Below are 20,934 nucleotides of genomic sequence, written 5' to 3'. Positions count from 1 at the left end.
TACGCCGGCGCCCGACGAACGTCAGGGCAGCCGGTCGGACCGCCGCCGAGCTGGGCGTGCTCTAGAAGGCGGAGCCGGGGATGCGGAGGTCGAACGTGCTGGTCGGCGCGGAGACCGACCCCACCGGCGTCCTCGCCGTCCAGGTGCTCGACAGTGCCACAGAGCCGCGCTGGACATCCTCCACGGTGACGACGCGGCCCTTGATGACGACCGTGGAGACCGTGTCGACGTCCAGGTTCACCTTCGTCGGACCGACATCGCGCAGCGGCATGTCGCCGGTGTTGAAGAACGAGTAGACGACGGTGACCGGCGTGCCCGCTCCGACGGCGGTCCCCGGCGCGACGTCGAACCAGGCGTAGGTCTTGACCTTCAGCCCGGGGTGCACGGCTGCTCCACTCCCCGCCAAGGAGGAGAAGGTGAAACCGCCGTCGGACGCCGCGACGGCCGACGGCGCCGACGCACTCCCGCCGCCCGTGACGATGCTCTTCGCCGGGCTCGTCGGGGCAGCGACGTCCGGGGTCGGGTCGGCGAGTGCGGCCGGGGCGAGGCCGCCTGCGAGACCAGCGACGAGCGCGAAGGTCGCGACGGTCGAGCGGCTTCCGCGCGCGGGACGGGCGGCGGTGAGGGAACGGATGGGTTCGGTCATGGTGACTCCTGGTTCATCGTGCTGAGGGTGAGCGGCGGAGCGACGCCATGCTGGCATCGCGCCCGTCGCGCTGTCCTCTCTGTGGCACGGACTGAGGAGCCCGGCAGCTCGCGTGACCCGCTGGCGCTTTCCGTCTCAGCGCGAGGCGTGGATCGGGCCCGACCGCCCCGCGAGCGGCGCCCCGGACGCCCCGGCGCGCACCGCCAGCACCTCCGCGAGGATCGAGACCGCCGTCTCCTCCGGCGTCGACGCGCCGATGTCCAGGCCGATCGGCGAGTGCAGCCGGGCGAGCGACTCCTCCGCCACTCCGGCCTCGCGCAGCAGCCGCAGCCGCCGCTCGTGCGTGCGCCGGGAGCCCATCGCGCCGATGTAGGCGGCCGGCAGGGTCAGCGCCGTCTCGAGCAGCGGCACGTCGAACTTCTCGTCGTGGGTGAGCACCGCGATCACCGTGCGCTCGTCCACCTCCGTCGCCGCCAGGTAGTCGGACGGCCAGTCGGCCACGACCTCGTCGGCGCCCGGGAACCGCTCCGCCGTCGCGAACACCGGCCGCGCATCGCAGACCGTCACGCGGTAGCCGAGCAGCGCCCCGGCCGCGCAGAGCGCCGCGGAGAAGTCGACGGCGCCGAAGATCAGCAGGCGGGGCTTCTCCGCGCTCACCACGAAGGTCACCTCGAGCTCGACGCCCTGGCAGGCGATCTCCACGGTCGCCGAGCGGCCCGAGGCCAGGCGCGCGGCCCGCTCGGCCAAGATCCGGCGCACCGTGTCCTCGTCCAGCGACGGCCCCACCACGTCCTGCGCGCGGGTCGCGCCGGTCAGCACCAGGCCGACGAGCTCGTCCGGCCCGCCGACGATCATCGCGAGCCCCGCCGGCCGCCCGGCCCGCGCGGCGCGCAGCTCGGCCAGCACGGCCCCCGAGCTCGCGTCGACGACGTGGCCGAAGACCCGCAGCTGTCCGCCGCAGGAGAGCCCGGCCGCGAAGGCCGCCTCGTCGTCGAAGCCGAAGTGCTCCGAGCCGGAGCCGCCCGAGCCGAGCACCTCCTGCGCCAGCGCGTAGGCCTGGGCCTCGACGCAGCCGCCCGAGATGGAGCCGATGGCGCTGCCTGCCGCGTCGACCGCCATCGAGGAGCCGAGGGCGCGCGGCGCCGAGCCGAAGACGTGGGTGACGGTGACCACGGCGACGCTCTCGCCCGCCTCGACGCGCGCGAGGAGCGGTACGGCGAGTTCGAGCACGGCGGCCTCCGACGTCGACGGGCGGGAGGGCGCGGAGCCGGGTCGTGCGGCCGGCGGGCGCTCACACGCGGGAAACATGCCGAGTATATGGTCGAACCCATGCCCGACGACTCCCCCTCGCTCGACCTCGTGATCCGCTCCTCCGCCGTCCTGACCGAGAACGGGACGCGGCCCGCCAGCGTCGCCGTCGCGGGCGGACTCATCGTCGCCGTCGGCGACATCGACGCCCCCTGGAAGACCTTCGAGGAGGTCGTCCTCCCCGCCGGCCAGGTGCTGCTGCCGGGGATCGTCGACACGCACGTGCACGTCAACGAGCCCGGCCGGACCGAGTGGGAGGGCTTCGCCTCCGCCACCCGTGCGGCCGCGGCCGGCGGCGTCACCACGATCATCGACATGCCGCTGAACTCGATCCCGCCGACCACCACCGTCGCGGGGCTGGACGCCAAGAAGGCCGCGGCCGGTCCGCAGGCGCTCGTCGACGTCGGCTTCTGGGGCGGGGCGATCCCGGAGAACCTCGGCACCCTGCGCGAGCTGCACGACGCGGGCGTCTTCGGCTTCAAGTGCTTCCTCTCGCCGAGCGGCGTGGACGAGTTCCCGCACCTCAGCACCGAGCAGCTGTTCGCGGCGATGGCCGAGATCGCCGCGTTCGACGGCCTGCTGATCGTGCACGCCGAGGACCCGGTCGAGCTCGAGGCGAGCGCGAACAGCGGCGGCACCTCCTACGACGCCTTCGTCGAGTCCCGGCCGCCCGCCTCCGAGAACTCGGCGATCGCCAGCGTGATCCAGGCCCTCCGCGAGACGGGCGGGCGCGCGCACATCCTGCACCTCTCCTCGGCCGAGGCGCTGCCGCTGCTGCGGGAGGCGAAGGCCGAGGGGCTGCGGATCACCGCGGAGACCTGCCCGCACTACCTCACCTTCGATGCGGAGACGATCCCCGACGGCGGCACGCAGTTCAAGTGCTGCCCGCCGATCCGGGACGAGCGCAATCGCGAGCTGCTCTGGAAGGGCCTGCTCGACGGCACGATCGACCTGATCGCCTCCGACCACTCCCCCGCCACCGCCGCGCTCAAGTTCGCGCACGACGGCGACTTCGGGCTCGCCTGGGGCGGCATCTCCGGGCTCGAGCTGAGCTTCCGCGCGGTCTGGACGGGCGCCCGCGAGCGCGGGATACCGCTGGAGCAGGTCGTGGCCTGGATGTCGACGGCGACCGCCGCCTTCGCCGGGCTCGGCCAGAAGGGGCTGCTGCGCGCCGGAGCGGACGCCGACCTGGTCGCGTTCGAGCCGGAGGCGGCGTCGCCGGTCGACGTCGACGCGCTCTCGCACAAGAACAAGGTCTCCGCCTACGACGGCCGCGTGCTGCGCGGTGCCGTCGCGGCGACCTGGGTCGGCGGAGTCCGGGTCACGGGCGGCAGCGAGGCGCCGGTCGGCCGGCTGCTCGAGCGGCCCTGAGCCGTCACCGGCAGCGGAGTCGCAGTGACGGGGCCGGGCCGCGTGTTCCGGTCACGTTTCCGCCGTGTGAACTCCCGCGGTTCCGGGCGCGGTTCCGGGCGGATCGCACAAGACTCGGGTGACGCGGGCGCCGGACGCTGAGCGCTCCGCCGGTGCGACGGGCTCGCCGCGCGCGGCATCCTGGCAGACGGGCACCGCCCGGCCGCGCGACCGCGGACCCCCGCGAAGCCCCACGAACCACCGAACGCGAACAGGAGCGGACATGTCGATCATCCTCGGAGACCACCAGTACGGGAAGGCCGAGAACCGCGTCGTCCGGATCTACCGCGACAGCCCCCGGCACGAGATCCACGACGTGAACGTCTCGACCGCCCTGCGCGGCGACTTCGCGGCCGCGCACCTGACCGGCGACCAGTCCGCGGTCCTCCCCACCGACACCCAGAAGCAAACCGCCTACTCCTTCGCGAAGGAGAAGGGGCTGCGCTCGATCGAGGCGTACGGCCTCGAGCTGGCCCGGCACTTCGTCGACGGCACCGAGACCGTGCACGGCGCGCGGATCGAGATCGAGGAGTTCGCCTGGGAGCGCGTCCTGGTCGACGGCGCCGAGCACGACCACACCTGGGTCCGCAAGGGTCAGGAGGTGCGCATCGCCTCCGTCACCGTCGAGGGCACCGGCGACGCGCAGCAGGTCTGGATCACCGGCGGCTTCAAGGACCTGACGATCCTCAAGTCCACCGGCTCGGAGTTCCACGGCTTCCTCACCGACCCGTACACGGTGCTCCCGCCGACCCGGGACCGCGTGATGGCGACCTCGCTGGTCGCGAAGTGGCGCTTCGCCCTCAGCGACGAGGAGATCGCCGCGAGCGACTGGGAGGCCGTCTACGCCGGAGTGAAGGCGCTGATGATCAGCCGCTTCGCCACCGTGCACTCGCTCGCCCTGCAGCAGACGCTCTTCGAGATGGGCAAGGCGGTGCTGGAGGAGTTCCCGCAGATCGTCGAGGTGCGCCTCTCGGCCCCGAACAAGCACCACTTCCTCTACGACCTCTCGCCCTTCGGCGTGGAGAACGACAACGAGGTCTATCACGCCGCCGACCGGCCCTACGGGCTGATCCAGGCCGCCGTCACCCGCGACGACGCGCCGGACGCCGGGCCCGCCTGGTACGCGTACTCGGGACTGGTGTGAGCGGAGGGTCCGGTCCGGGCGCCGGCTCGCGCGGCGTGCACCGCGGCCACGTCCTGCACGTGGCCGGCCGGCCCACCGTCGAGACGGCGGAGGTGGCCCTGGTCTCGATCCCGGACGGCGCACTCGTCGTCGGCGACAGCGGGACGATCCTCTGGGTCGGACCGCACGCCGCCCTCCCCCGCGACTACGCGGACTGGCCGGTCACCGGCGACGCGGGCGCGTTCCTCCTGCCCGGCTTCGTCGACACGCACCTGCACTTCCCGCAGACGTACTCGACCGACGCGTTCGGCGGCGGGCAGCTGCTGGAGTGGCTCGACACGGCGATCTTCCCGGCGGAGTCGCGGCTCGCCGACGAGGAGTTCGCCGGCCGCATCGCGCGCGCCTTCACCCGCCGGCGGGTGAGCGCCGGGACGACCGCGGCGATGGTCTTCGGCTCGGCGTTCCCGCACGCGCAGGACGCGCTGTTCGAGCGGAGTGTCGAGGCGGGGCTGCGCACGGTGTCCGGTCGCGGACTGCAGACGGTCGGGCCGCCGTCGGCCGCGGGATTGCTGACCGGCGAGGACGAGGCGCTCGCGCTCGTCGCCGAGGAGATCGACCGCTGGCACGCGGTCGACACCGGCGACCCCTCGACCGCGCTGCAGCAGGTCGCCATCGTCCCCCGCTTCTCGCTGTCGGTGACGCCGACGACGCTCGCCGGGCTCGGCGAGCTCTACGACGGCGTCCGCGACCGCGGCGTCTACGTGCACAGCCACCTCAACGAGAACGACCGGCCGGGCGACGGCGAGATCGCGGCGGTCCTCTCGAGCTTCGGCACCAGCAGCTACCTGGACACCTACGACGGGCTGTTCCTGCCCGGCTCGCGGCGCGGCGGTTCCTCGCTGCTCGGCCGGCGGACGATCCTCGCGCACGCCGTGCACTGCCAGGACGCGGAGTTGCACCGGATGGCCGCGACCGGCACCTCGATCGCGCACTGCCCGACCTCGCAGCAGTTCCTCGGCTCGGGGACGATGCCGTGGCGGCGCACCGCGGCGGCGGGCGTGACGATCGCGCTCGGCAGCGACATCGGCGCCGGCGACGAGTGGCTGCTCGCGCGCGTGGCGAACGACGCCTTCAAGGTGCACCTGTCGGAGGAGGGCGACGCGTCGATCGCGCTGCACCCGGCCCAGCTGCTCTTCACCGCGACGCTGGCCGGTGCGCGCGCGCTCGACATGGAGGAGCGCTTCGGCAACTTCGACCTCGGCAAGGACGCGGACTTCCTCCGCATCGAGCCCCACCGCTGGGAGCCGCTCGCGGAGGTCCTCGCCCTCGGCGTCCGCGCCGACGACCCCGCCGAGGCGACGGCCCAGCTGCTGTTCGCCCTGCTCCTGGGCCTGCGCGAGCCCGCCATCGCGGCGGTCCACGTGCAGGGCCGCCGCGTCGTCGCTCCGGCGGAGTGACGGGCCGTCGTCCCCGTCCACGCGGCCTCCGCTCGAGTCGTGAGCCCGATGATCCTGTCCTCGGGCGGAGCAGCGCGCTAGCGTCGGGCCATGACCCGTCGACTCGCCCCGGTTCTCGCCTCCGCGCTGCTGGGCCTCGTGCTCGCCGGCTGCGCGTCGTCTCCGACACCGGCGTCGACGCCCGGTGCGAGCGCCGCGCCCACCGCCGGTGACCTGGTCGCGGCAGCGGTCGACATCCGATTCACCGGCGACGCGATGCGCCTCTGCCCGTTCGACGGCGATCCCGGCTTCACCATGGGACCCTCCCCGTGCGAGGACGGGCTCTCCCTCACCGGGATCACACCCGACGACCTCCGCTCGCAGAGCGCGGCGCAGGGGTTCCGGCCGCGGACCGAGGACGGCGTCGAGACGATCCCCGCCTACGTGGTCGGACGCCTGTCGGGACGCTCCTTCGACTTCGTCAGTGCCGACGGCGAGCGGTACGTCCCCGTGGGCAGCAGCACGCCGACCGCCGCGCCGACGCCGGCTCCGAGCTTCGCGACGGACGAGGAGAAGATCGCCTACTCCGACGCCCAGCCCGTCCCGCAGCCCGAGGGCTGCACCGCTCCGGCGGGCGGCTGGCGGTCGATGGCGGCGCTCGGGCTGCACGAGGCCGCCGCCTACCAGCAGGCGCACCCGCGCACCGTGCTCGGCAACGCGCAGACGTTCGTCGACCACAGCACGCAGATCGCGCTGCTGTCCGTCGCGGCCGACGCCGACCCCGCGATCGTCGCGGCGGATCTCGCCACGGCCTACCCGGGCGCACTCTGCGTCCTGCAGACGGACATCACCGCCGACGACCTGGACCGCGTCCAGGTCGACCCGGTCCTCGCCGCAGCCGAGACCGTCCTGTCCTCGAGCCTCTGGCAGCCGAGCGAGACGAGCGGCGACGATCCCGACCCGGTCTTCACGGTCCGGATGACCGTCCTCACCGACGAGGCGATCGAACGCGCGGCCGAGTACCCGGACGGACTCGTCGAGCTGCAGGCCTGGTTCGAACCCGTCGTCGACCGCGACGCCTCCTGAGCCCGCCGGCTCAGCCGCAGCGCCTGTGCGTCGAGGACCCCGGCAGGCGTGCTGGTCGAGCAACCCCGCAGGGCCCGCCTCCATGCTGGTCGAGTAGCCCCGCCAGGGGCGTATCGAGACCCACGGGCGCAGACGACGGCGGATCTCGACACGCGCGCTGCGCGCGCTACTCGATCAGCTAGAAAGAGTGCACCCAGCAAGAAAGAGTGCACCGACGTCCGGATCCTCGCCCCTTTCATGCTGGTCGAGTAGCCCCGCCAGGGGCGTATCGAGACCTACGCGTCCGAACGGTGGGCGGATCTCGATACGCGCGCTTCGCGCCCTACTCGATCAGCATGAGCATGGACGCTCAGCGCAGCCGCAGCGCCAGGAAGAGGTCGGCGCGGTCCGACGTGTTCGAGAGATCGCGCTGGGTCAGCTCCTCCACGCGGGCGATGCGGTAGCGCACCGTGTTGAGGTGCAGGTGCGTCTGCTCGGCCGCGCGCACCCAGGAGCCGCCGCAGTCGAGGAACGCCGAGAGCGTCGCCACCAGCTGCGAGTTGTAGCGCGCGTCGTGCTCGATCAGCCGGCCGAGCACCAGCTCGACGAACACCGCGCGCAGGTGATCGGGCACCGCGCTCAGCAGCTGCACCGCCGAGGTCACCTCGCCCGCCGTCCCGATCCGCACCGGCGACGCGTCGCCCGGCGCCGACGGCAGCCGCAGCGCGTACCGCGCCGACCGCAGCGCCCCACCGAGCGCGGCCAGCGGACTCGGCGCGCTCACTCCGACCCGCAGCACCGCTCCGTCGAGCGCCGCTCCAGCCCGGCGCAGCGCCGCGGTCACGACGGCCAGGGCCTCGTCGTCCGCCACCGGGACCAGCGCCACCGCACCGTCGGCATCGCGCCCCACCACGGCCCGACCCAGATGCGCCACCGCATCCGTGAGCACCGAGCGCGCGAGGTCGCCGTCGCCGTCCACCGCCGCCGCCAGCACCGCGAACCGCTCGACGCCGCCGAGGCCCAGCTGGCGGAGGTAGACCGCCGTCTCGGGCTGCTCGCTGTCCTCCTCGATCAGCTCGAGCAGCCGGTCGGCGAGCGCCGCGTCGGCGAGCAGGGCCGCCTCGCGCTGCAGCCGGTAGAGCCCGATGACACCGGTCAGCTCGGTGATCGCGTCGAGCAGCGAGGGGTGCCACTCGTTCCAGTCGCCGGCGACGACGACGAACCACGAGACGGCGCGGTGCTCCTCCGCCCCCGCGACGGCGAGGATCGACAGCACTCCTCCGTGCGCGTCCGGCACCGTCACCGGGGTGCGGCGCGACGTGAGGGCGGCGTGCACGACGCGGTCGACCTCGTCGGCGCTCAGCGGGTCCGCGGACGCGGCGGCGGAGCGCCCGGTCGCGGTCAGCACGCGCACCGGCCGCCCCAGCTCGGTCGAGGTGCGCGCGATCAGCTCGTCGAGCAGCTGTCCGCGGTAGACCTCGGTCAGCAGCTGCCGCTGGCGCGCGAGCCCGGCGGTCAGCCGCGCGACACGATCTCCCGCCAGCGCATTGGAGAGGTGCGCGGTGATCGAGGCGAAGGACACGTCGGCCGGCACGGCGAACAGCGCGACGCCGTGCGCGCGGCAGGCGGCGACCAGGTCGTCGGGCACGAAGCCCAGGAGCCCCTCGCCGGCCAGCAGCGCGACGGCGCCGGAGGACGCGACCGCGGCCACGAAGGCCTCGCTGTCCTCGGCCGTGCGCCGCCACATCATGCCGGTGAGCACGAGCTGATCGCGCGCCAGGTAGCGGCGCGGGTCGAGCAGATCGGTGGTGAACGTCCAGTTCACCTCGCGGGCGAGCGCCTCCTCGGTGGTGTGCACGGCGCGGATCCGCAGCGACGGCGCATCGAGGAGCTCCCGGAGCTGCACGCTCAGCTCCCCCGGTAGGTCGAGTAGGCGAACGGGCTCAGCAGCAGCGGGATGTGGAAGTGCGCGGCCGTGTCCTCGAGCCGGAACGCGACGACGACCTCGGGGTAGAACGACTCGGTGCCCGAGCGCTCGAAGTACGCGGCGGTGTCGAAGACGACGCGGTAGATCCCCGCGGGCAGCTCCGCCGGGCCGAACTCGGCGACGCGGCCGTCGGCATCCGTCCGCGCGCTCGCGACCGGCTCCCAGCCGGATCCTCGTCGCGCCTCGAGCGCGACCGGCACGTCCTGCGCCGGCCGGCCGAGCACGGCGTCGAGCACGTGCGTCGTGACGTGGCTGCGGTGCGCGCTCATCGACCCGCCTCCACGACGGCGCCGGTCTCCGGGCCGAGCGCCCGCACCCGCAGCACCGTGATCTCGCGCAGCTGGTCGGCGACGATCCCGCGCTCGGCGTCCTCGTCGAGGGCGAGCCGGCGCTCCAGCTCGGCCACGATCTCCGATCGGTCGCGTCCGGCTGCGCGGATGAGGAACACCCGCCCGAACCGCTCCTCGTAGGCCCGGTTGCCGGCCAGCAGCCGCTCGGCCAGCGCCTCGTCCGGCGAGAGGCTCGACGCCTGCTCGGCGGCGGAGAAGTCGGAGGAGCGTCCCGCGCCCGAGTGACGCTCGCCGATCCGCGGGTGGTCGGCCAGCGCCTCCTCCACCTCCTCGGCGGTCAGCGTGCGCGCGCTCGCGTCGGCCGCGGCGGCGAGATCGTCGGTCGAGGTGTAGGGCGCGCCCGCGGCGACCTCGTCGGCCCAGCGCGGGACGGCGAGGCACGCCAGCAGCGCATCGCGGAGGGTGGTGGAGTCGGTCATGCGGTCTCCTCGTCGGCCCGGGTGTGCGGCACGATGGTCGGATGGACGTGGTGGGGGTGGTGCTCGCCGCGGGCGCGGGGCGCCGGGCGGGCGGACCGAAGGCGCTGCGACGCGATGCGGCGGGCGTGGGCTGGGTCGAGCGCGCGGTGGTGCGACTCGAGGCCGCCGGCTGCGGGAGCGTGCTGGTGGTGCTCGGCGCCGAGGCCGAGGAGGCGCGACGCCTGGTGCCTGAGCGCGCCGGCGTCGTCGTCGCGGAGGACTGGGCCGAGGGACTGTCGGCCTCCCTGCGCACCGGGCTGCGGGCCGCGCACGGCGACGCCGCCCTGGTGACGCTCGTCGATCTGCCGGACGAACCCGCCGCGGTCGGCGAGCGCGTCCTCCGGGACTCCCCCGTCGGTCCGGCGGTGCTCGCGCGGGCGACCTACGGCGGTCGGCCCGGTCATCCGGTGCTGCTGGGCAGCGCGCACTGGCGTCCGCTCGCGGCAACGCTCACCGGCGACTCCGGCGCCCGCGACTACCTCGCGCGGCACGGCGCCGTCGCGGTGGAGTGCGGCGATCTCTTCTCGGGAGCCGACCGCGACGGACCCGGCTGAGGCGGTCATCCGAGCCCGCTCACGTCGAGCGCGTCGCGCAGCGCGCGCCAGGCGAGCGTCGCGCAGACCGAGCGCACCGGGTTCGCGGCGACCAGCAGCAGCGCCGCCTCGTCGCCGAGCGCTTGGCCCGCCGAGCCGTCGGGATCCGCCCCGCGTCCGGACACCGCGTCGTGCGCCGCCATCGCGTCGAGGAAGGCGGTGACGCGCCCGCGGACCGTCACCGCGTCGAGCCCGTCGAGCTCGTCCGCGAGCAGCGACGCGGAGCCCTGCGACACCTCGCAGCCGCGTCCGCTCCAGCCGATCGCCAGCGCCGCCGCGTCTCCGGAGACCCGGACCTCGATCCGGTCACCGCAGGTCGGGGTGAGCAGCTCGGCGCGGCCGAGCACCTCCACCGGCAGCGTCTCGTCCCGCCCGACAGGGTGCCGGGCGTGCGCCCGGATCAGCTCGGCCGCCTCGGCGCTCACGGCCGCTCCTCCAGCTCCGCCAGCTCGGCGTACAGCGTGCTGATGCCCGCGATGCGCTCGCGCGACTCCCGCGGCACGGCGCCGAGCACTCCGGCGGCCAGCACGGCGACCGCGCTCATCGCCGCGGCGTAGCTGTCGAAGGCCGCCTCGCTGTCGACGGGGCACTCCAGCCAGACGGCGCAGCGATCCGCGAAGCGCCGCGCGTGCGCGTCGGCGAGCAGCACGACGGGCACCCCGTGCGCGGCCAGCACCTCGACGACGGCCGCGAAGGAGGCGGGCCGCCGCCGGAAGCCGACCAGCACCACCGCGTCCTCCGCGCCGAGCCCGGCGATCTCCTCGCCGAGCGACTGCCCGGGCTGCGGCGCGATCCGCACCCGGGCGCGCGCCTGGGCGAGCTGCTGGCGCAGGTGCAGCGCGACCGGGTAGCTGTTGCGCAGGCCGATCACGACGACCTCGCGGGCGCCCGAGAGCAGTCGCACCGACTCCTCGAGCCGTCCGTCGGCGAAGGTCGTCGCGAGCCGGCGGAGGTTCGCGTGCTCGCTCTCGAGGTGCGCGGCCAGCGCGTCGGCAGGGGCACCGGCCGAGGCCGGACCGACCGGCACACCGGAGCTGCGCAGCGCACGCGCGTGCTCGCGCACCTCCTGCGAGTTGGAGAAGCCCAGCCGGCGGAAGAGCCGCGAGACCGTGGCCTTCGAGACACCGCTGTGCTGCGCGAGCTCGGTGGCGGTGTAGCTGGCGAGGTCGCCGAGGTGGTCGAGGATGAAGTCGGCCGCGCGCTGCTCCTGCCGCGACAGCGAGGCGTAGCCCGCGTCGATCCGGTGTCCGATGCTCGGTGCGGAGGCGTCGGTGCGGTGCTCGGCGATCGGCGCCGAGGCGGTCACACCCGTCCTGCCCGCGCCTCGGCGAACGCGTGCACCGCCGCCTCGAAGGCGTCCAGCGCGGTCGCGACGTCGGCCTCGGTCACGTTCTCCTCGGGGTGGTGGCTGACGCCGCCCTCGCAGCGGACGAAGAGCATCGCGTACTCGGTGAGGTCGGCGATCGCCATCGCGTCGTGCCCGGCCTTCGAGAACAGCACCATCGGCTCCTCGTCGCCGGTCGCCCGGATGCCGGTGCGGACGACGTCCTGCAGCCAGTCGGCCGCGACGACGGCGGGCGCCCCGTGCGTCTCCTCGACGGTCAGCGCGAGCCGGCGGCGGCGGGCCGTCTCCGACATCGCGTGCTCGATCCCGTCCCAGACGGTGTCGCGGACGTCGTCGAACTCGGCGCGCAGGTCGAGCGAGAACTCCACCCGGCCCGGGATCACGTTGACCGCGCCCGGGAACGCCTCCAGGCGGCCGACAGTGGCGATCGCGCCGTGCTCGCGGGCGATCCGCTCGACGGCGAGCACGACCTCGGCGGCCCCGGTCAGGGCGTCGCGGCGGCGGTCGAACGGCACGCCGCCCGCGTGGCCGGCCTTGCCGGTGAGGGTCAGGGCGAAGCGGCGGGCGCCGGCGATCGAGGACACGACGCCGAGGGCGCGGTCCGCCTCCTCCAGGTACGGGCCCTGCTCGATGTGCGTCTCGAGGTAGGCGAGGACGTCGGCCGCGTCGCGCGCCGCGGTCGAGATGCGCGAGGGGTCGAGGCCGAACTCGTGGAACGCCTCGACGAGGGTCGTGCCGTGCGCGTCCTCCAGCTCCCACCAGTGCTCGTCCCAGGTGCCGGCGACCGCGCGGGAGCCGAGCAGGGCCGTGCCGAAGCGGGTGCCCTCCTCGTCGCCGAACGCGACGATCTCGACGGCGAACGGCAGGCGCGTGCCCGCGGCGTTCAGCCGGGAGACGACGGCGATCGCGAGCATCACGCCGAGGATCCCGTCGTAGCGCCCCGCATCGGGCACGGTGTCCAGGTGCGAGCCGAGCAGCAGCGCGGGCAGCCCGGGCGTCGCGCCCTCATAGCGGCCGCACTGGTTGCCGGCCGCGTCCTGCCAGGTGCGCATGCCGGCGTCCTCCATCCAGCGCGCGGCCATCGCGTTGACGCGGGCGTGCTCGGGAGAGAGGTAGACGCGCTCGATCGCGCCGCGGGTACTCGACACCGCGGCGAGCTCGTCGCAGCGCGCCATGATCGCGGCGGCGTCGACGACGCTCACGCCGCGCCTCCCCGTGCCGAGTCGTAGACGCCGTAGGCGCCCGCGACGCCGCCGCCCGGAGCGACGGTCGCGCCCCCGCGCCGCAGGACCGCCTCGAGCGCGGCGAGCGTGGTCAGCACCGTGTCCTGGCGCGCGTTGTAGCCCATGGTGCCGATCCGCCAGACCTTGCCGTGCAGCGGCCCGAAGGAGGTGCCGATCTCGATGCCGAAGTCCTCCAGCATCGCGCCCCGAACCGCGTCGCCGTTCACGCCGTCCGGGATGTGCACCGCGACGACGTTGTTCATCTTGTGCGCGAGGTCGCCGAAGACGCGGAGGCCGAGCCCCTGCACGCCGGCGAGCATCGCCGAGCCGTGCAGCTCGTGCCGCGCGATGGTGGCGTCGAGGCCCTCCTCGACGATCAGCCGGGCGCACTCGCGCGCGCCGTAGAGCATCGTCGTGGCCTCGGTGTGGTGGTTGAGCCGGCGCGGGCCCCAGTAGTCGAAGACCATGCCGAGGTCGAAGTAGTTGGAGCGGACCGGGTGCGCGCTGACCGCGTCGCCCTCGTCGCGGATCCCGGCCTCGATGCTCTTGCGCGCCTCGATCACGGCGACGGCGCGCTCGGAGAAGGTGACGGGAGCGGAGCCGGAGGGCCCACCGAGGCACTTCTGCAGGCCGGCCGAGACGGCGTCGAGGCCGAGCTCGTCGGCGCCGAACGCGTTGCCCGCGAGCGACGCGGTGACGTCGGTGTAGAACAGGACGCCGTGCTTCTCGCAGATCGCGCCGAGCTCCTCGAGCGGCTGCGCCATCGTCGTCGACGTGTCGCCGTGCACGACCGCGAGGACCTTCGGGCGCACGCGCTCGATCGCCTCGGTGATGACCGAGACCGGGAACACCTGGCCCCACTCCGCCTCAATCACGTGCACCTCCGCGCCGCAGCGCTCGGCGATCTCGCGGAGCAGGTGGCCGAAGCGGCCGAAGACGGGCACGAGCACCCTGTCGCCCGGCTCGAGCATCGAGACGAGAGCGGCCTCGATGCCGGCGCGGCTGGTGCCGTCGACGAGCATCGTCTTCTCGTTCGACGTGGCGAAGACGCGGCGGTAGAGCTCCTGCGTCTCGTTCATCATCGAGGTCATGAACGGGTCGTACTGACCCACCAGCTGCGCGGACATCGCGCGGAGGACCCGCGGGTCGGCGTTGATCGGGCCGGGGCCCATCAGCAGCCGGGGCGGCGGATCGATGGGGAGGAACGTCGAGATCGCGGGCGCGGTCGGAATGGGAGCCACCTTCTTCGCAGTCGGACGTGCAGAGAAAAACCTGTTTCAGGTCACGAGCCTACTGCAACAGACGTTTCGCCCATGTTTCGGCGTGGGAGGGTCCACCGGGAAGAGACGCCCGCAGCCATTGCTGGTCGAGTAGCCCCGCAGGGGCGTATCGAGACCCACCGTCATCAGCAGGGCAGGTCTGCAGACTCATGTCCTGCCGCAGGCGGATCTCGATACGCCCGCTCCGCGGGCTACTCGATCAGCATGGGTGGGGTCCTCCACCATCGTCGAAATGCTCTGCTCCGGGGCCCTCCTACCCCAGCACTTCCGCCGCCAGCTCCAGCAGTGCCGGATCCGCCCCGCGCGGCCCGACCAGGCACAATCCAACCGGCCGCCCGTCGACGCTCAGCCGCGGCACCGACAGCGCCGGATATCCGCCGATCCCCGCGAGGCAGGTCAACCCGAGCGTGGCCGTCCGAGCCGCATCGATGACCTCGGCCGACGCGTCGAGCGCCGGCGCGACCGACGACGCCGACGGCAGCAGCAGCACCCGTCCGGCCAGCGCCGCGTCGAGCCGCTCGCGGAACCCCGCGACCCGCTCCCGCGCCGCCGCCTCGGACTCCGCGTCGATCCGCGCCGCCGCATCGAACCGCGCCTGCACGTCCGGCGCCAGCACGCCCGGGTGCGCGGCGACCCAGGCACCGTCCGACGCCCACGCCTCCGCCGCCTGCACCGTCCGGAACGCCTCGAACATCTCCGCCACCGGCGGCAGCTCGATCCGCTCGGCTCCGAGCCCGTCGACCACCGCCGAGAACGCGGCCGCGACCGGCGCGTCGACCCTCTCGAGCAGCGCGTCGCAGACGACGAACCCGTCCGCAGGCGCCTCCGCAGGCCCGGTCAGCGCGACGCGCGCCACCCGCCGCAGCACCTCGAGATCCCGCGTCAGCCACCCCACCGTGTCGAAGCTCGGCGCGAGCGGAAGCAGCCCCGCGACCGGCACGGCTCCGTGCGTCGTCCGCAGCCCCCAGAGCCCCTGGTACGACGCCGGCACGCGGATCGACCCCGCCGTGTCCGTGGCGAGCCCGATCGACGCCTGCCCGAGCGAGACCGCGGTCGCGGGTCCGCTCGAGGAGCCGCCCGGGATCGCCCCCGGCACCGCCGGGTTCGGCGGCGTCCCGTAGCCGGAGTTCCGCCCCGCGATGCTGTACGCGAATTCGTCGGTCTGCGCGATCCCGCGCACCGACGCCCCCGCGGCCAGCAGCATCGCGACAGCGGGCGCGGTCGACCGCTCGACCGCCGCCTCCGCCAGCCGCACGGGGATCCCGGCGCCGATTCGCTGCCCCTCGATCGCGAACAGGTCCTTCACCGCCACATCCAGCCCGTCGAGCGACCCCGACCCGGAGGCGGGCACGAGCGGCGCCCCGATCGCCCGCCACACCCGTGCATCGAGCGCCGGCGCGGGCGCCTGCACCTGCGCGGCACGCACCCGCCAGACTCCGGAGTCCCGCGTCCACAGCTGCGTCACCAGCCCGCGACCACCACGGGCCGGCAGGTTCACCGTCACGACCAGCGCGTCGTCCGCCCCGAGGGCCCGGACGTGCAGCTCCGCGAGAGCCCGCGGCGGCGTCCCGCCCCGCCGTCCGCGGAAACCGGTGATCGCCTCGTGCCCCACGAGCAGCCCGGAGGCGTCGCCGCGCAGCGTCGTCGGCTCGCGGACGAAGGCGTCGGCGAGCGCCGGCACGTCGTCGGCGGTCAGCGCGGCCTCGTAGGCGAGCACCGCGTCGACGAGCCCGTCGGGCAGCTCCCCCTCCAGCGTCGTGACGCGCGGATCGATGCCGTGCGTCTCACTCATCGAAGTCCGCCGTCCGCACGCGGGCGTGCACGCCCTTCACCAGGTCGACGACCTGCGAGATGTTGAAGTCCGTTGCGGCACTGAGGTACGCGTAGGCGAGGCTCGCGTCCATCCCGTAGCGGGCCTGGAGCAGCGCGATCGCCGCGCGCACGCAGTTCTGCACCGCGACGTCGAGGTCCTCGTCCATGCCCGTCGGCACCAGGAACTCGGCCGTCTCGCCGAGCGGCCCGGCGATCTCGCCGAACGCGGCGAGCGCCTCCGCCCGCGGGATCACCTCGAAGCGCACCCGCACCCGCAGGCTGGCCTCCATCGCCGTCAGCGCGACCTCGCCGTCGCCCTGCGCGAAGTGCGGGTCCCCGACGTAGGCGAGGGCCTCCGGCACCTGCACCGGCAGGTAGACGCTCGTGCCCGCCGTGAGCAGCGAGATGTCGATGTTGCCGCCGTGCGCACCCGGGGGCACCGAGTGCGGCCGCTCGTCGCCCGCCACCGCGACGCCCATGATCCCGAGGAACGGGTGCAGCTCGAACCGCGCCGAGCGCTCACCGCCCGGAGTCAGCGGCAGCACGCCCCGGCGGATCCCGTCGGCGCCCTCCTCGACGCGGGCGAACGCACTGAACGACCCCGCGGCCAGCGGGTACTCCCCCGGCAGCGCGCCGCGCCCGTGCCGGTTCGAGATCACGCCGTACGGGACGCGCGGCTCGGCCTCGAGCAGCGTCATCCGGAGCAGATCGCCGGGCTGCGCACCGCGCACCGCGATCGGCCCGGTCACCACGTGCGGCCCGTCGACGGCGGTGTCGCGGAAGGGCCCGTCCGCGGCGAGCTCGACCGCGTCGCGCAGCACCCCCTCGGGAGCCACACCGTGCGCCCCGAAGAACGCGACGGGATCGCGCCCCTGATCCTCCAGGACCCCCTCGTGGCTCAGCGTGTCGACGACCACCTCAGCGCCGGAGTCCACGGTGAGCACCGCCCGGTCGCTCGCGCAGGGCAGCCGCCCCCACAGCACCGATCCCGGCCCGGCCGGCAGGTACTCGACCCCCTCCGGAAGCCCCTCCCCGGGCTGCACCGCCCACACCGCCGGCTGCTCCTGCGCAGGCCGCCCCTGCGCGTCCCGCCTCTGCACGTCCTGCACGATGGCCGCCTCTCCGCGCGGGCCCGCCCCGCACTCCGTCCGACAGTAGCGGCGCCGTGTTGCGCCCTCGTGTCCCGGCCGCCCGCCGCATCCATGGCAGTATCGGCCCCGCACCACCCTCGCTCCCTCCCGCGAGATGCCACTTGTGCACGCGACACGCCGATGGAGGTGCGCACAAGTGGCATCTCGCGGTACCCGCCCCTCCCCTCCGACGACAGGACCCCCGTGTTCCGACGCCTGCGCACGCGCACCGACAACGTCCACCTCGGCCTCATGCTCGCCCTGACCTTCTCGACCGGCATCATCGACGCCGTCGGCTACCTCGGCCTCGACCGGGTCTTCACCGGCAACATGACCGGCAACGTGGTCATCCTCGGCATGGCGCTCGCCGGCGCCGACGACCTCCCCATCGTCGGCCCGATCATCGCCCTCGCCGGCTTCATGCTCGGCGCCGCGATCGGCGGCCGCGTCCTGCGCCCGGTGAAGGCCGGCTGGACCACCCGCTCCTCCTGGCTCTTCACCGTCGTCGGTCTGCTGATGGCCGTGCTCGCCGTCGTTCTCGGCGTCGTGCCCGAGCACCCCGAGCCCCTGGCCCTGACCGTCACCGGCGTGCTGGGCCTCGCGATGGGCCTCCAGGCCGCGACCGCCCGCCACATCGCGGTCAAGGACGTCACCACGGTCGTCGTCACCTCGACCATCACCGGCCTCGCCGCCGACTCCCGCCTCGGCGGCGGCAAGGGCCAGCCCTGGTTCCGCCGCGCCACCGCCGTCGTCCTGATCGCCGCCGGCGCCGGAGTCGGCGCCCTGGCCCTGAACGTCGGCCTCTGGCTCGGCCTCGCCATCGCCGCCGCGATCACCCTGATCGCCTCGCTCCTCGGCCACCTCATCGCCCACGTCAAGCACGCGACCCCTGCCGAGGAGAAGGCCGCCGCCTGACCCGGCCCCACCCGTTCAGCCGAGCAGGCCGACGCAGAACATCAGCCAGGAGTCCTGCTCATCGCCCCTCAGCGATGACCTGCCATCTCAGCTGCTGTTCTGCAGCGGCTCCTCCGCTGAAGGCAGCGCCGACCGGACCTGAGGCCGCGTCGCTCAGTGCGGCGGCCGCTGGCAGTGCGGGCAGAGGTGCGACGAGCGGTTCATGAACGGCACGCGGACGATCGGCTCGCCGCAGCGCGGGCATGGCTTGCCGGTCTGGCCGTAGGCGTGGAGGCTGTGCGAGAAGTAGCCGGAGGCGCCGTTCACGTTGACGTACTGGGCGTCGAAGCTGGTGCCGCCCTCGGCGAGGGCGCGCTCGAGCACCGAGCGGACCTCGGCGAAGAGGCGGCGGATCCGCGCCTCGGTCAGCGACGAGCTCGGCGTCTCGGGGTGCAGCTCGGCCGCCCACAGCGACTCGTCCGCGTAGATGTTGCCGATGCCGCTGACCAGCGTCTGATCGAGCAGGGAGCGCTTGATGCCGCTGTTCCGGCGGGCCAGCACGGCGAGGACGGCCGAGAGGTCGAAGAACGGGTCGAGCGGATCGCGGGCGATGTGCGCAACCTGCGAGGGCACGGCCCGCAGCCAGTCGCCGTCGACCGCGTCGTCGCCGGCGTAGCCGCCGGGTGCGCCGTCCGCGGTGGGAGCCAGCGAGTCGATCGCCATCGAGCCGAAGATCCGCTGGTCCACGAAGTGCAGGGCCAGCTCGCCGTGCTCCGGATGCTCGATGCCGATCCGGATGCGGGTCAGCTTCGCGAGCGCGGCGTCGGCCGTCCGCAGCAGCACCTGCCCGCTCATCCCGAGGTGCACGAGCAGCGCCTCGTCGCGACCGGCCGGCAGCCAGAGGAACTTGCCGCGTCGCACCGCGCCGCGCAGCCGCCGCCCGACGAGCAGCCCCTCGAACGAGCCGAGCGGGTGCACGTGGCGCTTGAGCGAGCGCTCGTCGACGATCTCGACGCTGGTCACCAGCGAGCCGGTGACGGCGGGAGCGAGCCCGGCCCGCACCACCTCGACCTCGGGCAGCTCGGGCACGGTCAGCCCTCGATCGGAGCGGCCGGAGCCGCGGGCGCGACCGGCTCACCCGGAGCCGTCGCCGAGAGGCGCGTCCAGGCGTCCAGGGCGGCGGCCAACTCGGCCGCCTTCTTGCTCGTCCCCTCGCCGCGCGCGGTGACCAGCCCGCCGACGACGACGGTGGCGACGAAGACCTTGCTGTGGTCCGGTCCGGTCGCGGCGATCTCGTAGCGGGGCGCGGGCGCGCCGCGCTCGGCCGCCGCCTCCTGGAGGCTCGTCTTCGGGTCCATCGAGACGCCGAAGCGCAGCGGATCCGCGGTCAGCGGGGCGATCAGCCGCAGCACGAGGTCGCGCGCGGCGTCCGGGCCGGTGCCGAGATAGACGGCGCCGATGATCGCCTCGACGGTGTCCGCGAGGATCGACGACTTGTCGCGGCCGCCGGTCATCTCCTCGCCGCGGCCGAGGCGGAGGTGCTCTCCGAGGCCGATGCCGCGGGCGATCTCCGCGAGAGCGACGGTCGAGACGAGGCTCGCCCGGCGCTTGGCCAGGTCGCCCTCGCTCAGCGCGGGGTACTCGGTGTAGAGCATGACCGTCACGGCCTGCCCGAGGATCGAGTCGCCGAGGAACTCGAGGCGCTCGTTGTGCGGGAGGCCGCCGTGCTCGAAAGCGAACGACCGGTGCGTCAGGGCGAGCTCGAAGAGCTCACCGTCGAGGCTCACGCCGAGCGTGGCCTCCAGACGCGACCGGTCGTCGCTGGAGGGTGTGGCAGAGGTCTGGTTCACCATGGACCGCACGGCTCGTGCCGCGGAGCGACGCGGAGCCGGAGGGACTGGATCAGACGTTCGCGACCTTGCGGCCCTTGTACTCGAGGAACAGCGCGGTGCCCGCGGAGTCCTCGACGACCTTGGCGCGGTGCGGGAGGCTGTAGACGGTCTTGCCGTTCTCGACGGTCTTCACCAGGGGCGGGACCTCCGCCTTCCACTGCGAACGACGAGCGTGGGTGTTCGCGCGGGACTTCTTCCTCTTGGGAACAGCCATGATTCTCTCTTCTCTAGCTCGGTCGGATCAGGCGGGGCTGATCAGGTTCGGTCGTCTTCGGTGCGCGGCTCGGCGCCGGCACCACTGTCTGCGGAAGCTCCGGGCGCTGCGGCCCCACCGGTCCCCGACTCGCCCAACCCGGCGAGCGCGGCCCACCTGGAGTCGCGCGGAGCCTCGGGCTCGGACACGGAGGACTCGGCCAGCCGCTCCCCCGTGACAGGGTCGAGGCCCGGACAATCCGGCCGGCACACCGGCTGGAACGGCAGCGACAGCACCACCGCATCCCTGACCAGAGGTTCAAGATCCACGTGGTCGTCGTGAACCTCATAGTCGAAAGCTTCGTCAGAAGAGTACGCGAAAAGTTCCTGGAACTCGACATCGACAGGCAGGGAGATGTCGGTGAGGCAGCGGCTGCACTCGCCGACGGCCTCCGCGGACACCTGGACGCTGGCCAGGATGCCCTCGTGCACCGACTCGATCCGGACGTCGAGATCGAGCGGCGCGCCCTGGCGGACGGCGACGATGCCCTCGCCGAAGGCCTCGGGCGCCTCGAGGTCGAGACGGTGCTCGCGCATCTCCCCCGGGCGGTTCACGATGTCGCGCACGTTCACGGTGAACGGCGTCTTCTTGAAAGGAGTCACGAGGATCGAGCCTAGTCCCCCGCGCCACGCCCGGGCGGAGGTCACCCGGATCCCTCGCCCGCCCCGCACCCCCCGCACCCACTCCTCAGTGGGCGAACACGCAGAAGTTGCGGTAGCCGGGGACGAC

21 protein-coding genes are annotated in these 20,934 nt (G+C 73.8%); 6 read left to right on the top strand and 15 right to left on the bottom strand.

Features of this window, described 5'->3' with window-relative positions:
* Window positions 1–61: 61 nt before the first annotated feature.
* Window positions 62–646, bottom strand: a complete 585-nt coding sequence (locus EDF35_RS08810) for a hypothetical protein (RefSeq protein WP_123703263.1) — start codon at window positions 644–646, stop codon at window positions 62–64.
* Between the two features lie 135 nt (window positions 647–781).
* Window positions 782–1,876: an XdhC/CoxI family protein gene (locus EDF35_RS08805; protein WP_133961899.1), complete on the bottom strand. Its 1,095-nt coding sequence runs from the start codon at window positions 1,874–1,876 to the stop codon at window positions 782–784.
* 99 nt (window positions 1,877–1,975) lie between these two features.
* Between EDF35_RS08805 and allB the strand changes: the two genes are divergently transcribed.
* From allB to EDF35_RS08785, 4 genes are all read left to right on the top strand, one after another.
* Entirely contained in the window at window positions 1,976–3,325 is a 1,350-nt protein-coding gene (gene allB, locus EDF35_RS08800) for an allantoinase AllB (protein WP_133961897.1), read from the top strand.
* 262 nt (window positions 3,326–3,587) lie between these two features.
* Window positions 3,588–4,508: a factor-independent urate hydroxylase gene (pucL, locus tag EDF35_RS08795; RefSeq protein ID WP_123735510.1), complete on the top strand. Its 921-nt coding sequence runs from the start codon at window positions 3,588–3,590 to the stop codon at window positions 4,506–4,508.
* Window positions 4,505–5,944: an amidohydrolase family protein gene (locus EDF35_RS08790; RefSeq protein ID WP_208323041.1), complete on the top strand. Its 1,440-nt coding sequence runs from the start codon at window positions 4,505–4,507 to the stop codon at window positions 5,942–5,944. Before pucL ends, EDF35_RS08790 begins: the two co-directional genes overlap by 4 nt.
* 90 nt (window positions 5,945–6,034) lie before the next feature.
* Complete coding sequence (locus tag EDF35_RS08785) at window positions 6,035–7,009, top strand: hypothetical protein (RefSeq protein WP_133961895.1); 975 nt, start codon at window positions 6,035–6,037, stop codon at window positions 7,007–7,009.
* A gap of 349 nt (window positions 7,010–7,358) precedes the next feature.
* Here EDF35_RS08785 and EDF35_RS08780 read toward each other — a convergent pair whose 3' ends face one another.
* The 3 genes from EDF35_RS08780 to uraD are packed head-to-tail and all read right to left on the bottom strand — an operon-like array spanning window position 7,359 to window position 9,744.
* Window positions 7,359–8,894 carry a helix-turn-helix domain-containing protein gene (locus EDF35_RS08780; RefSeq protein ID WP_133961892.1) on the bottom strand — a complete coding sequence of 512 codons (1,536 nt, stop codon included), beginning with the start codon at window positions 8,892–8,894 and terminating at the stop codon, window positions 7,359–7,361.
* Between the two features lie 2 nt (window positions 8,895–8,896).
* Entirely contained in the window at window positions 8,897–9,244 is a 348-nt protein-coding gene (uraH, locus tag EDF35_RS08775) for a hydroxyisourate hydrolase (protein WP_123445688.1), read from the bottom strand.
* Window positions 9,241–9,744 (bottom strand): 2-oxo-4-hydroxy-4-carboxy-5-ureidoimidazoline decarboxylase, encoded by a 504-nt coding sequence (gene uraD, locus EDF35_RS08770; protein ID WP_133961891.1) that lies wholly within the window; start codon window positions 9,742–9,744, stop codon window positions 9,241–9,243. The genes uraH and uraD overlap by 4 nt, the downstream gene beginning before the upstream one ends.
* A 41-nt stretch (window positions 9,745–9,785) precedes the next feature.
* Between uraD and EDF35_RS08765 the strand changes: the two genes are divergently transcribed.
* Window positions 9,786–10,337, top strand: a complete 552-nt coding sequence (locus EDF35_RS08765; protein ID WP_133961889.1) for an NTP transferase domain-containing protein — start codon at window positions 9,786–9,788, stop codon at window positions 10,335–10,337.
* 5 nt (window positions 10,338–10,342) lie between these two features.
* Here the strand turns inward: EDF35_RS08765 and EDF35_RS08760 are convergent, their stop codons facing one another.
* The 6 genes from EDF35_RS08760 to EDF35_RS08735 form a co-directional block, all read right to left on the bottom strand.
* The gene (locus EDF35_RS08760) at window positions 10,343–10,801 is read right to left on the bottom strand and encodes an iron-sulfur cluster assembly scaffold protein (RefSeq protein WP_133961887.1); all 459 of its coding nucleotides are present in this window, start codon (window positions 10,799–10,801) and stop codon (window positions 10,343–10,345) included.
* Window positions 10,798–11,682: a MurR/RpiR family transcriptional regulator gene (locus tag EDF35_RS08755; protein ID WP_243586622.1), complete on the bottom strand. Its 885-nt coding sequence runs from the start codon at window positions 11,680–11,682 to the stop codon at window positions 10,798–10,800. Before EDF35_RS08755 ends, EDF35_RS08760 begins: the two co-directional genes overlap by 4 nt.
* Window positions 11,679–12,923: an allantoate amidohydrolase gene (locus tag EDF35_RS08750; protein WP_243839910.1), complete on the bottom strand. Its 1,245-nt coding sequence runs from the start codon at window positions 12,921–12,923 to the stop codon at window positions 11,679–11,681. Before EDF35_RS08750 ends, EDF35_RS08755 begins: the two co-directional genes overlap by 4 nt.
* Window positions 12,920–14,116 carry an alanine--glyoxylate aminotransferase family protein gene (locus EDF35_RS08745; RefSeq protein ID WP_133962706.1) on the bottom strand — a complete coding sequence of 399 codons (1,197 nt, stop codon included), beginning with the start codon at window positions 14,114–14,116 and terminating at the stop codon, window positions 12,920–12,922. Before EDF35_RS08745 ends, EDF35_RS08750 begins: the two co-directional genes overlap by 4 nt.
* A 361-nt stretch (window positions 14,117–14,477) precedes the next feature.
* Window positions 14,478–16,016, bottom strand: coding sequence for an AtzH-like domain-containing protein (locus EDF35_RS08740; RefSeq protein WP_133961885.1), 1,539 nt, complete (start codon window positions 16,014–16,016; stop codon window positions 14,478–14,480).
* Window positions 16,009–17,136: an acetamidase/formamidase family protein gene (locus EDF35_RS08735; protein WP_208323063.1), complete on the bottom strand. Its 1,128-nt coding sequence runs from the start codon at window positions 17,134–17,136 to the stop codon at window positions 16,009–16,011. Before EDF35_RS08735 ends, EDF35_RS08740 begins: the two co-directional genes overlap by 8 nt.
* Before the next feature lie 234 nt (window positions 17,137–17,370).
* On the opposite strand from EDF35_RS08735, the gene EDF35_RS08730 reads away from it, so the two are divergent.
* Complete coding sequence (locus EDF35_RS08730) at window positions 17,371–18,081, top strand: YoaK family protein (RefSeq protein ID WP_311316352.1); 711 nt, start codon at window positions 17,371–17,373, stop codon at window positions 18,079–18,081.
* Between the two features lie 153 nt (window positions 18,082–18,234).
* Here EDF35_RS08730 and mutM read toward each other — a convergent pair whose 3' ends face one another.
* From mutM to EDF35_RS08710, 4 genes are read right to left on the bottom strand one after another with little or no spacing between them, the layout of a single operon-like run.
* Window positions 18,235–19,149: a bifunctional DNA-formamidopyrimidine glycosylase/DNA-(apurinic or apyrimidinic site) lyase gene (gene mutM / locus EDF35_RS08725; RefSeq protein ID WP_133961883.1), complete on the bottom strand. Its 915-nt coding sequence runs from the start codon at window positions 19,147–19,149 to the stop codon at window positions 18,235–18,237.
* A gap of 2 nt (window positions 19,150–19,151) precedes the next feature.
* Window positions 19,152–19,913, bottom strand: a complete 762-nt coding sequence (rnc, locus tag EDF35_RS08720) for a ribonuclease III (RefSeq protein WP_133961881.1) — start codon at window positions 19,911–19,913, stop codon at window positions 19,152–19,154.
* A gap of 49 nt (window positions 19,914–19,962) precedes the next feature.
* Window positions 19,963–20,166, bottom strand: a complete 204-nt coding sequence (gene rpmF, locus EDF35_RS08715) for a 50S ribosomal protein L32 (protein WP_123445680.1) — start codon at window positions 20,164–20,166, stop codon at window positions 19,963–19,965.
* A gap of 41 nt (window positions 20,167–20,207) precedes the next feature.
* The gene (locus EDF35_RS08710) at window positions 20,208–20,741 is read right to left on the bottom strand and encodes a YceD family protein (RefSeq protein ID WP_123446003.1); all 534 of its coding nucleotides are present in this window, start codon (window positions 20,739–20,741) and stop codon (window positions 20,208–20,210) included.
* Between the last annotated feature and the right edge of the window lie 193 nt (window positions 20,742–20,934).

The sequence above is a fragment of the Rathayibacter sp. PhB151 genome, from assembly GCF_004366415.1.
Classification (GTDB): Bacteria; Actinomycetota; Actinomycetes; order Actinomycetales; family Microbacteriaceae; genus Rathayibacter; species Rathayibacter festucae.
The sequence above is the reverse complement of the archived record's forward strand: the minus strand, read 5'-3'. Positions and strand labels throughout refer to the sequence as shown.

Bases quoted from the DNA above. Each gene is read 5' to 3' on its own strand.
- EDF35_RS08810 (WP_123703263.1), bottom strand. From the start codon at position 646: ATGACCGAACCCATCCGTTCCCTCACCGCCGCCCGTCCCGCGCGCGGA.
- allB (WP_133961897.1), top strand. From the start codon at position 1,976: ATGCCCGACGACTCCCCCTCGCTCGACCTCGTGATCCGCTCCTCCGCC.
- pucL (WP_123735510.1), top strand. From the start codon at position 3,588: ATGTCGATCATCCTCGGAGACCACCAGTACGGGAAGGCCGAGAACCGC.
- EDF35_RS08785 (WP_133961895.1), top strand. From the start codon at position 6,035: ATGACCCGTCGACTCGCCCCGGTTCTCGCCTCCGCGCTGCTGGGCCTC.
- uraH (WP_123445688.1), bottom strand. From the start codon at position 9,244: ATGAGCGCGCACCGCAGCCACGTCACGACGCACGTGCTCGACGCCGTG.
- uraD (WP_133961891.1), bottom strand. From the start codon at position 9,744: ATGACCGACTCCACCACCCTCCGCGATGCGCTGCTGGCGTGCCTCGCC.
- EDF35_RS08765 (WP_133961889.1), top strand. From the start codon at position 9,786: ATGGACGTGGTGGGGGTGGTGCTCGCCGCGGGCGCGGGGCGCCGGGCG.
- EDF35_RS08745 (WP_133962706.1), bottom strand. From the start codon at position 14,116: ATGGGCCCCGGCCCGATCAACGCCGACCCGCGGGTCCTCCGCGCGATG.
- EDF35_RS08740 (WP_133961885.1), bottom strand. From the start codon at position 16,016: ATGAGTGAGACGCACGGCATCGATCCGCGCGTCACGACGCTGGAGGGG.
- rnc (WP_133961881.1), bottom strand. From the start codon at position 19,913: ATGGTGAACCAGACCTCTGCCACACCCTCCAGCGACGACCGGTCGCGT.
- rpmF (WP_123445680.1), bottom strand. From the start codon at position 20,166: ATGGCTGTTCCCAAGAGGAAGAAGTCCCGCGCGAACACCCACGCTCGT.
- EDF35_RS08710 (WP_123446003.1), bottom strand. From the start codon at position 20,741: ATGCGCGAGCACCGTCTCGACCTCGAGGCGCCCGAGGCCTTCGGCGAG.